The following is a 10698-nucleotide window of genomic DNA, read 5'->3' as shown; positions in this document are numbered from 1 at the left end:
TTACTCTCATCACTTCGCCCATTGCTACACCGTGTCAATCAATTTCAATACTTTTTTTCTTCAGCCTAAATCCCTTATCTTAATTCCTATCTTGATTCGGCAGAGTGACAAAAGAGGGATACAGCACAAAGTGCTGTTATGGAGTAAACTCTTGAATCCCCAAAAGCCATGTACCACAATCCTATTCCCTATTCCCCATTCCCTATTCCCTAGCGCAAAGCGCTACATTACTCATGACTCAACCCTACCTGATTGTTAATAATAAAACCCTCTTTCTCAAAGATACCTCTCCCAATTCCACCCTATTGGAATATCTGCGCCAAAGTGGATTTGTGGGAACCAAAGAAGGCTGTGGTGATGGGGACTGTGGGGCTTGCACTGTCGCCATTATTGCTCAAAATCAGGATAGAAAACCCTACTATCAAGCCATGAATAGTTGCATCGTTCCTTTGGGTGCAGTCATTGGGCGCGAAATTATTACTGTAGAGGGTATTGCTGGGGATACTCTGCATCCGGTGCAACAAGCTATGGTAGAGACGGGTGGTTCTCAATGTGGCTATTGCACTCCAGGATTTATTATGAGCATGTTTTGTGCTTATTACCAGGGAACCGTCAATGATGTCTGCATTGAGGGAAATCTTTGTCGCTGTACCGGCTATCTTCCCATCCGTCGCGCGGCTCAACAAGTGACTGGAGCAACGGATATTCAGGATCGATTTACCGAAAAATTAGAGCAAGCCTCTACCATAATGACAGAGTGCGAGTATGGGGCACAGGGCGATCGCTTCCATCGTCCCATCAACCTCAACCAACTCCTCCAGCTCCTCCAGCAACACCCCAACGCTACCCTCATCGCTGGAGCAACCGACATCGGACTCCACCTCAGTCACCATACCCAACACTTTCCTCTACTCATCTCCCTCGAAGCCATTCCCGAACTGCAAACCCTCTACATCACCCCCGAAAGCGTCGAAATAGGTGCAGCTCTTCCCCTCTCCCACATTCAAACCCATCTTCAAGGCATCTTTCCTAGTCTCGACACCCTGCTCTCCTGGTTCGCCGCCCGCCAAATCCGCAACCGTGCTACCATGGGGGGTAACTTAGGCACAGCCTCACCTATTGGCGATCTTTCCCCCGTCCTCCTCTCTCTCGACGCAACCGTCAGCCTCGCCAGTCCGCAAGGTGAAAGAACTCTCCCCTTATGCAACTTTTTTCAAAACTATCGCCAAACTGCCCTACAAGCAGGAGAAATTATCCGCTCCATCTCCATTCCCAGAACCCTACCACCTAAAGCTATTCGCCGCCTCAGTCAATCCTATAAAGTCGGCAAACGAGGAACCGATGACATTAGCATCGTTGCCGCAGCCTTTACCATAGACTTAGACGAAAATCACCACATTATTCAAACCAGACTCGCCTATGGAGGAGTTGCTCCCATCCCCATCCGTGCTACGCAAGTTGAGGAAATGCTCATCGGCAAACCGTGGCACTTAGACACTATCCGAGACATTAAACCCATCTTACAACAAACATTTAGCCCCCTAACCGACCTCCGCGCCAGCACCGAATATCGTCAACTCCTAGTTGCCAATCTCTTCGAGAAATTTTTCCACCAGATGGGTGAATAAAAGATTCACCCACGCTATTTGCTATAAAACTGACAATTAAAGTACCATTTGCATCGGAATAATAACTGCTTCTTCTGCCTGAGTCAACTTAACAGAAGGATCGGGAAGAGGTAACCCGACTTCAGAGAAGCCAGCCCTTTGAAACAGATAAAAATTGCGATCGTAATATTCAGTAATCTTTGTATACTGGTTATCCATTTTTTCATCAATATCATGCTGTCATCAGTCCCGGTCAGACTAGCATAATTTCTTTATTAATGTCCAATTAAAAATTATCAATCATGAAATTCAACAAACACACAACCCATGAAAGCGCACCCCATCACGTTACCGGAACCGCCACGTACACGGATGACCTGCGCCCTACCATAGATCTTCTACATTTATATCCTGTTCTCTCCTCCCATGCTAGGGCAAAAATTAATCAGATTGACTATTCCCTTGCCCAACAATTCCCTGGAGTTGTCACTGTAATTACCCCTGAAGATATTACCGGTATCAACAATACTGGCATTGTTAGTTTAGATGAAATCCTCCTACCTACTAATGAAATTTATTACCACAGTCAACCCATCATTTGGATAGTCGCAGAAACGGAGGCTGCTGCACGAGACGGAGCCAAACAAGTTACCATTGACTATACTCCCCTAGAGCCAATTTTAACGATACAACAGGCTATTGAAGCCAACAGTTTCCAAGGAGAACCCCAAATTATTCAACGCGGCAATTCTCATTTAGCCTTAGAAAAAGCCGAATATACCCTAGAAGGAGAACTGGAAATTGGCGGACAAGATCACTTTTATTTGGAAACCCATGTCAGTTGGGTAACCCCTGATGCTGAAGGTAATTATCAAGTTTATTCCTCTACCCAACATCCCACAGAAACCCAAATTATGGTGGCACGAGTTTTAGGGATTCCCCGCTCTCAAGTGGTGGTCACTTGTTTACGCATGGGAGGTGCATTTGGAGGGAAAGAAAGTCAATCTAATCCTATCGCAGCGATTGCTGCACTTGCTGCTCAGAAAACAGGTCAATCGGTGCGCGTTCGTCTCAAACGCAACCATGATATGATCGTGACTGGCAAACGTCATGGTTTCTTAGGAAAATATCGCGTAGGCTTTAATTTAGAGGGCAAAATTTCCGCTCTAGATGTTGATTTATATTCCCATGGGGGATGGAGTTTAGATTTATCGCTTCCAATTATGGGACGCGCTCTTTTTCATATCGATAATTGCTATTATATTCCCCATTTAGAAGTGCGAGGAAATGTGGCTAAAACCCATACCGTTTCTAATACAGCTTTTCGGGGATTTGGCGGGCCGCAAGCTATGGTGATTATTGAAGATGTTATCGATCGCATCAGTCGTTTTCTAAAATTAACTCCTCTAGAAATCCGTGAAAAAAATTTCTACCATGGAACGGGAGAAACTAATACGACTCACTATGGACAAGAATTATTTGACAATCGCCTGCACCAGATTTGGAGTCAATTAAAACAAGAATCCCAGCTTGAGCAAAGAATGGCTCAAATGAGGGAGTTTAACCAAAGTCATGCGTATGAAAAACGGGGATTAGCCATTACGCCAGTTAAGTTCGGAATTTCCTTTACTAAAAGTGAATATAATCAAGCGGGTGCGTTGATTTTAATTTATCTCGATGGCAGTATTCAACTCAACCATGGTGGCACGGAAATGGGCCAAGGATTACACAGTAAAATGCTGCAAGTGGCAGCCAAATCTCTGGGCGTAAACATTGACCGTTTTCGAGTCATGCCGACTAGCACGGATAAAGTGCCCAATACTTCGGCAACGGCTGCTTCTAGTGGTTCTGACTTAAATGGACAAGCGATTAAAAATGCCTGCGAAACGCTCAAGGAAAGATTAGCCCCTGTAGCGGCTAAGTTACTTGATCTTTATGCTCCAGAAGATTTGGTTTTTGCTGATGATTGGATTTATTCTGCCACGAATCCTAACTTGAAAGTGGGCTTTGATGAAGTGATTGGTCAAGCGTATTTAGAGCGGATTAGTTTATCGGCAACTGGCTATTATCGCACGCCCAATATTTCTTGGAATCCGCAAACCGGCAAAGGTCGTCCTTTCCATTATTATGCCTATGGCGCAGCCGTTAGTGAAGTGCAAGTAGATCGCTTTACGGGTACGTTTAAGCTGCGACAAGTGGATATTGTTCATGATGTGGGAAATTCGCTCCATCCATTGGTCGATCGCGGACAAATTGAAGGGGGGTTTGTCCAGGGAATGGGATGGTTGACAATGGAAGAGTTGGTATGGGATAATAGAGGTGAACTCTGTACTTACTCTCCAAGTACTTATAAAATTCCTACCGTTGCCGATATTCCCGAAAATTTCCACATCAGCTTACTGGAAAAAGCCGAACAACCCGGCGTAATCTACGGCTCAAAAGCAGTGGGAGAGCCACCATTTATGTTAGCTATTTCGGTGCGCGAAGCTATCCGGGAGTCCATAGCCGCTTTTGGGGATACCCAGCAGGTTAAGTTAGCCTCTCCAGCTACCCCAGAAGCAATTTTAAGAGCGATCGAAATTCTAGATTGATACAGAAGTGAGAGTATAGAAAATAGGGAGTGGGCAATGAAAAAAAACACTTTTGCTATGTCCTTATCTCCCTATCCTCGTACAAGCTAAGGAAAAACTCGATTACTCTTCAATTTTCACTGAAATAATCTTATCGCCTTTACGAATGGCATTAACGATATCCATATTTTCGGTTTGGCCAAAGGTGGTATGGACACCATCTAAATGGGGTTGGGGAGAATGGCAAATAAAAAACTGACTGCCTCCTGTATCTGGTCCTGCATGAGCCATGGATAAGGTTCCGGCTAAATGCTTATTGTCATTAATTTCGCATTTAATTTTGTAGCCTGGACCGCCCGTTCCAGTTCCCAAGGGACAGCCTCCTTGAATCATAAAGTCATCAATAACCCGATGGAAGGTCAGTCCATCATAAAATCCCTTATTGGATAATTCAACAAAGTTTTTGACTGTATTGGGGGCATCTTGGTCGAATAATTCCAAGTTGATTGTCCCTTTTTCTGTTTCCATAATGGCGCGGGTCATGGCTTCTCCTTAAGGGGAATTTGACAACTCTTTTACCGTACCATAAATTAGGAGGTTATACTCAAAACAAGAAACCCTACTGACGAGCGAGTAGGGTTTCTGAAGTATGGTTTTGAATTTGGTGGCGGGGAGCGGATTTGAACCACTGACCTTCGGGTTATGAGCCCGACGAGCTACCAGACTGCTCTACCCCGCGTTGCCTTATCTAGTATAGATCGGCGATTTAAATTGTGCAACCTTTTTTCCAAATTTTTCTAAATTAGGGATAATTCGCCGCTCACCTCTAGTCGTTTATAGTCTCCAAGGGTTGCGAACTGCTCTCCGAGGGTATCGGCAGCCATGGGGCTAATCCAGCCTAATTCTTTAAGGGCGTGAATGGCAGCGGCATATTTGGCCCGTTTACTGCCGTCGATAACTTTAATGGCTAAACCGACCCTTTCGCCAATACGACTAATACATTGGATGCCTTCGGCTCCAGACTTACTGACCAGTTCCCCTTGAGTCACTCGCATTAATTCGGTGTCAAACTTCTCTTCCCCTGCAACAAATTCAGGATAGTGGGTCATAGCTCGTACGACTCGCTCTAAGTCTAGATGATCGCCAGAGGCTAACTGAGCATATAAGGTGGCCATTTGTCCCAGTTGCATGTAGTAGGTGGGTGCGCCACAGTCATCATGGACACCGATGAGTTCATCGGGAGGAAGTCTGAGCAGTTCGGCGACTCTGGATAAAATGAGTTGTTGAACGGGATGATTGCGGCGTAAATAGTTTTCTTTCATCCAATGGCGTTGCTGACAAACGGCTAACATACCGGCATGTTTGCCCGAGCAATTGTGTTGGAGGGCGCTTTGAGCGCCAGGGGGAATGGGACATTGGAGGGCTGTGGGTTCAATTTCGCAACGCCAGAGAATGTTAAAGACTTGTCTGGCTTGAGCTGTTGTACCTTGATGGGAACTGCAAATGATGGCTAAATCGCGATCGCTCAGATCGTAGCGTTCTAGGGTTCCACTGCTGGTTACGGCTGAGGCTTGAAAGGGTTTGAGGGCAGACCGAATGAAGGTGGCAGTTTCTGGATCTCCAGCAGCAGAAAGGACTCGCCCTTTGTCGTCGCAAACAACAGCTTGGGTGCAGTGGGTGGATTCAGTAATGCCTTCCCGGAGAAGACTGACTTGTAAGGTGGCGGTACGTTTTCCCCTGGTCATGAGTTTATGAATAAGATGAATAGAACATCAGGAATGATTAGAAATAAATCCAACTAATGGCTTCTGTTCCCAGTAGTGTCCCTAGTCCTGCAAATGTCCAATGAAGGCGTTTGAGGATGGGTTTGACTTGGTAGGTAACAATCAGTTGGTCTTTGGTTAGGATCTCTGGGGATTTTTCCCAGATTTGACCATCATACCAGCCGGATTCTTCGTAGGAGACGGTGGGGCTGTTGAGGCGATCGCCAATATATTTCCACCCTAAGTATAAGCGCACCAGGAGTAATATCAGAATTAGACTTGCTCCAGCACTAGCACAGAGGGTAAAGTGAAAGGGGTCTTTGCTGACTGGGAAACTTGCCGCAGCGACTGGCCCGGTAATGACCCAGCTTAATCCCCAAATCCAGATCGCCTTCAACCAATACTGGTGAGGGTCTAGGGTTCCCCAACGAAAAAATCCTGATTCTTTTAGTGCTCGAAATTCGTTGAGAGGTTGTTGCTCATCCGGGACAGGACAGGCCCAGGTATTGTTTTCTGTCATAGGGCTTTGTGTTCTCTATGAGTCCTTGGGTTTAAATTCGATCACTTCTGCATGACTCCAGAAGGCATCGAGGTTATAAAATTGTCTCTCTTCGGGGAGAAAAATATGGACAATGACTTCTCCAAAGTCTTGCAAAATCCAGCTTCCTTCAGCTTTTCCCTCGGTTCTGAGGGGAAAGCGCTGGAAGTTCTCTTCTACACTATCTTCGATCGCCCTGGCGATCGCCCGCACTTGCACGGTGGAAAATCCGGTGACCAATATAAAGAAATCGGCTAAGTAGGAGACTTCATCGACTTTGAGGATCAGGATATCTCCCCCCTTACGGTCATCGGCCGCTTCAGCTATAGTTCGGGCCATATGCTGGCTACTCTCTATCGATAGAGGACTGGAGGGAGCTGAAGAGGGAATTGAGGTAGGAGAAAGAGGGGTTTGGCCAAAGTTGGACATGCAAACAAAATTAAAAATTTAGGACAAGTTCTAGCGATCTCAAGAATCTTCATCTTAACTGAAGATCTGGGCAGTGGGCAGTCGGGAATGGTGACGGGGGGACAGGGGGACGCGGAGATTACCTATTCCCTATTACCTATTCCCTATTCCCTATTCCCTATTACCCATTGCCTCCTCAAATAGGGTCTCATAACGATTGAGGGCTTGTTCAAGGGAAAAGTTTTGCAGGGCATAGTCTCGCCCCTGTTTTCCTAGCCGTTCAACTTCTGTGGGATTATGGTACAGCTTGGCAATTTGATCGGCTAAGGCTGTACTGTCTTCTGGGGCAACCACGACTCCGCCTCCACTCTCACGAACGGCTTTAGCGGCGGTTCCATCATTAGGGACAGAGGCAAGAATGGCTCGACCACTTGATAAAATTAAGGGAATTTTGGAGGGCAGGTTAAAGGTGGTGACGCGCTGTTTTTGGACAACTAATCCGATGTTGGCAGCCGCATACATTTGGGGCAAGGTTTCACGGGGTTGGAAGGGGAGGAGCGTAACATTGGTGGCTTTTAGGCGATCGCATTCCGTTTGCAGAGCGCCCAAGGCTTTTTGTTCTCCCACAATCACAAATTGAATCACTTCCAAGTGTTGGAGTTGGGCAGCGGCTTGAATGACGGTACTTAGACCTTGGGTAAGGGCTATATTACCGGCATAGAGAATGATAAACTTACCCTTAAGTTGATGTTCGCTGCGAAATGGATTGGGTTCTTGAGGTAGGGGACGAATAAAGTTTACGTCTACCCAGTTGGGAATACAGGTGATTTTGCGATCGCTAATTCCTTGCGACAATAATTTGTCTCGAAATCCTTCAGCAATAACGCTAATTTGTTTCGAGGTAGAATAGGCGAGAGTCTCCAAACTTTCTGCCATTTTAAATAATACAGACTCACGCTTGAGTAAGCCGACTCGTACCGCCGCTTCTGAGACGATATCTTGTAAATTAAGTACCACTGGAGAGCGTCGAGAAGCCGAAAAAATACTCACAGGAACCGCGATCGGTAAAGGGGGAATAGTTGCAAAAACGATATCTGGTTTCCATCCTCGATAGGCTTGAACGACACTACTAAAAATAAAACTGCCATCAAGCAAGAGACGATCTAATAATCCCGGTTTTGGCCCCTTTATGTAAACATAACTACGCTGAATCGTAACCTTGTTTTTTACTTCTGTTAAATAAATTTTACCGCGATACCCCTCATAAACTTGCCGTTCGGGATAGTTCGGCATTCCTGTCACCACCCGCACCTGATGCCCTCGCTTGGCTAGACCTTCGGCCAACTCGGTCATCAATGGAGCAATTCCAATAGGTTCTGGAGCATAGTTATAAGAATAAATTAGAATTCGCATTGCATAAGACCTTAAGCAGGTAGGATTTTCAAAGGTAATAGCATCAAGCTTACAAAAAAAGTTTACATTATCGTAACCTAGTTTGAGGGAGATCGGAGTATACTGGTGTTTTTTGTTTGGGTCAGCGATCTATTTGTCCGCAAAAGCACTAATCATTGATATTCTAATATTTCGCTCCTCATCAATTGCCAAATATTTTTGCTTAGATGTATAATATACTTGTTCAGGGTGTAAAGAATCTCTTTGAATTAAAAAGAGTGATAAATATTTGATTTTATCTCATTAGAATCAAATATCAAAATCAAATAAACCAGTTCTTGATTTGAGTAATGAGCTAGGCTTAAATATTAAATAATAGAGGCTCTCACCACTAAAGTTTGCTAAAAAACAAGCTTTTTATGCTGGAGAAACCTATCTACAGAATCCGTAGATCAGACTCTAAAACAGATAGTTAACATTAATTCATTAACTCAGATTAGATCGTTCCATATATTCTGCTCTAGGTTACTCCGCTTACATCTACCACGACCATGTCTAACTTATTCAATATTCCTACGTTTACAAAACAGATTGCGTTTATCGATCCCCAGGTTGAAGATTATGCCAGTCTAGTTAAAGGGATCAAGTCAGATGTAGCTGTTGTGATCTTGGAAAAAGATCGAGATGGAATTGAGCAAATTAACGACTATTTGGTTGCCCATCAGGAAAACTCCATTGGATCGCTACACTTAATTTCTCATGGAAACTGGGGACAGTTACAGCTCGGTTCAACCCAACTCAGTCTAGAGACCTTAGCCTGTTATAGTCAAACTCTACAAAACTGGTCATATCTGCTGAGTAAATCAGCAGATATATTACTCTATGGTTGTCGAGTTGCGGGAAATGCGATCGGTGAGTTCTTTGTAGAGCAACTCAGTCAGTTAACCCAAAGGGCGATCGCCGCTTCCACCACCTTAACCGGCAGTGCAGCTTTCGGTGGAACCTGGGATTTAGCCTATCGTACAGGAGAGATACACTCAGAATTAGCACTAGAGAAAGGGGCGATCGTCACCTACCCCCACACCCTAGGAATCATCGTCGCCAACCCTTTCTATGCAGTAGGTCGGGATCTACCTGTTCCTTCCGCAGAACCTTTTAGACAACTCTACATTGTTGATATTACAGATGGAAGCTCTACCAAAGTCGGAACCATCGGCTTTGATAGCTTTGCGATCGCTCGGCAGAGCGACACTGGACGAATTTACTATGTAGAACGAACCACAGGGCCAAGTGCCCAAGTCGGTTACTGGGACCCATTAACAGGAACTAATACTATCGTTGGGACAGTAGGTCCAGCCGTCCCTAGTGGTATTCAGTTTTTTAAATTAGCCCAAGCCGACAACGGCACCATATATGGTTTGAGTAATGGATCGAACCAATTATTTTCTATCGATCCCAATACAGGCACAGCAACTAGCGAAGGACTCATTTCAGGATTACCTGCAAATGGTGGAGATATAGCATTCGATCCCAACAATCCTAATACCCTTTTTATTACTACTACAGGCAATGCTGGTCAGCCATTTGAACTCTATACAGTAGATGTTTCAGCAGGCACTCTAACTGCAACACGAATTGGAGAAGCGAGTCTTAGTAATACTCGAACTGGCTCTTTAGGATTTGGGAATAATCGTAAACTGTATGCTAGTAGTGACGATCGATTAGTCGTCCTTGATTATACCAATGTCAGTCTAGCAGGAATCATACCTACTATAGACGAGGGAAGTTTAAGCTTTGCTGCCGCAGATTTTGGCACCCTACCAACCCTAGAGGCTCAAGCTGATTTAACCATCGAAAAAACAGACAATCTCAATAACGTTGCTGCTGGTAGCACCATTACCTATACCATCTCAATTACCAATGATGAGCCATTAGACCGCATCATTGGCATGATCGTTCAAGACACCATTCCCAGTGAGTTTGTTACCAGCAGCATCAGTTGGACAGCAACCATTACCGATAATAATACACCAGGTGATAGTAATATTGTCAGTGGTGCAACCGGAAGTAACACCAACGACTTAGTGGTTCAACTCGCTCTAGGGCCGCAAGATACAATCACCATACTGGCTACTGGAACCATCGATCCAGGAACAACAACTGGAACTGTCATTAGCAATGAAGTTGAAGTTCCTGGTATCGAAGACACGTCAACAGGCAATGATAGCCCTATAGATGAGACTACCATAGCTAATGCTACTGATGCCGACCTAGACCTACTCAAGAGCATCAGCAACAGCAGTCCCAACGTCGGCGACACAGTAACCTATACCCTCACCCTCTCCAACACAGGTCCAGCCAACGCCACCGGAGTAGAAGTGAGCGAACAACTGCCAGCCGGACTCACCTTCGTCAACAGC

At 45.1% G+C, this 10698-nt stretch carries 9 protein-coding genes and 1 tRNA gene; 3 read left to right on the top strand and 7 right to left on the bottom strand.

What is annotated here, in order from left to right:
- Positions 1-233 precede the first annotated feature (233 nt).
- A complete protein-coding gene (gene xdhA / locus J7545_RS16135) occupies positions 234-1628 on the top strand; it encodes a xanthine dehydrogenase small subunit (RefSeq protein WP_318700406.1) in 1395 nt (464 codons plus the stop codon).
- Positions 1629-1664: 36 nt separating this feature from the next.
- On the opposite strand, the gene J7545_RS16130 is transcribed toward xdhA, so the two are convergent.
- Positions 1665-1826: a hypothetical protein gene (locus tag J7545_RS16130; RefSeq protein ID WP_318700405.1), complete on the bottom strand. Its 162-nt coding sequence runs from the start codon at positions 1824-1826 to the stop codon at positions 1665-1667.
- A gap of 83 nt (positions 1827-1909) precedes the next feature.
- Here J7545_RS16130 and xdhB point away from each other — a divergent pair, with 83 nt between their 5' ends.
- Positions 1910-4198, top strand: coding sequence for a xanthine dehydrogenase molybdopterin binding subunit (xdhB, locus tag J7545_RS16125; RefSeq protein WP_318700404.1), 2289 nt, complete (start codon positions 1910-1912; stop codon positions 4196-4198).
- 102 nt (positions 4199-4300) lie between these two features.
- Here xdhB and J7545_RS16120 read toward each other — a convergent pair whose 3' ends face one another.
- The 6 genes from J7545_RS16120 to J7545_RS16095 form a co-directional block, all read right to left on the bottom strand.
- Positions 4301-4720, bottom strand: a complete 420-nt coding sequence (locus tag J7545_RS16120; RefSeq protein WP_318700403.1) for a peptidylprolyl isomerase — start codon at positions 4718-4720, stop codon at positions 4301-4303.
- 119 nt (positions 4721-4839) lie between these two features.
- Positions 4840-4916: transfer RNA gene (locus tag J7545_RS16115), tRNA-Met, on the bottom strand.
- A 58-nt stretch (positions 4917-4974) separates the two neighbouring features.
- Positions 4975-5922 (bottom strand): asparaginase, encoded by a 948-nt coding sequence (locus J7545_RS16110; RefSeq protein WP_318700402.1) that lies wholly within the window; start codon positions 5920-5922, stop codon positions 4975-4977.
- Between the two features lie 37 nt (positions 5923-5959).
- On the bottom strand, positions 5960-6460 hold the full coding sequence (locus J7545_RS16105; protein ID WP_271936020.1) for a CGLD27 family protein: 501 nt from the start codon (positions 6458-6460) through the stop codon (positions 5960-5962).
- Between the two features lie 15 nt (positions 6461-6475).
- Complete coding sequence (rsfS, locus tag J7545_RS16100) at positions 6476-6907, bottom strand: ribosome silencing factor (RefSeq protein WP_413038637.1); 432 nt, start codon at positions 6905-6907, stop codon at positions 6476-6478.
- Positions 6908-7057: 150 nt separating this feature from the next.
- Positions 7058-8299 carry a glycosyltransferase family 4 protein gene (locus tag J7545_RS16095; protein ID WP_318700400.1) on the bottom strand — a complete coding sequence of 414 codons (1242 nt, stop codon included), beginning with the start codon at positions 8297-8299 and terminating at the stop codon, positions 7058-7060.
- A gap of 530 nt (positions 8300-8829) precedes the next feature.
- Here J7545_RS16095 and J7545_RS16090 point away from each other — a divergent pair.
- The coding region (locus tag J7545_RS16090) for a DUF4347 domain-containing protein (protein WP_318719852.1) at positions 8830-10698 on the top strand (1869 nt) is incomplete at its 3' end.

It is taken from the genome of Roseofilum sp. SBFL (assembly GCF_017746885.1).
GTDB lineage: Bacteria > Cyanobacteriota > Cyanobacteriia > Cyanobacteriales > Desertifilaceae > Roseofilum.
Note: the sequence above shows the minus strand (reverse complement) of the source record. Positions and strands in the feature narration are given on the sequence as shown.

Coding starts and splice junctions, on each gene's coding strand:
- J7545_RS16120 (WP_318700403.1), bottom strand. CDS start 4,720: ATGACCCGCGCCATTATGGAAACAGAAAAAGGGACAATCAACTTGGAA.
- J7545_RS16095 (WP_318700400.1), bottom strand. CDS start 8,299: ATGCGAATTCTAATTTATTCTTATAACTATGCTCCAGAACCTATTGGA.
- J7545_RS16130 (WP_318700405.1), bottom strand. CDS start 1,826: ATGGATAACCAGTATACAAAGATTACTGAATATTACGATCGCAATTTT.
- J7545_RS16105 (WP_271936020.1), bottom strand. CDS start 6,460: ATGACAGAAAACAATACCTGGGCCTGTCCTGTCCCGGATGAGCAACAA.
- J7545_RS16110 (WP_318700402.1), bottom strand. CDS start 5,922: ATGACCAGGGGAAAACGTACCGCCACCTTACAAGTCAGTCTTCTCCGG.
- rsfS (WP_413038637.1), bottom strand. CDS start 6,907: ATGTCCAACTTTGGCCAAACCCCTCTTTCTCCTACCTCAATTCCCTCT.
- xdhA (WP_318700406.1), top strand. CDS start 234: ATGACTCAACCCTACCTGATTGTTAATAATAAAACCCTCTTTCTCAAA.
- xdhB (WP_318700404.1), top strand. CDS start 1,910: ATGAAATTCAACAAACACACAACCCATGAAAGCGCACCCCATCACGTT.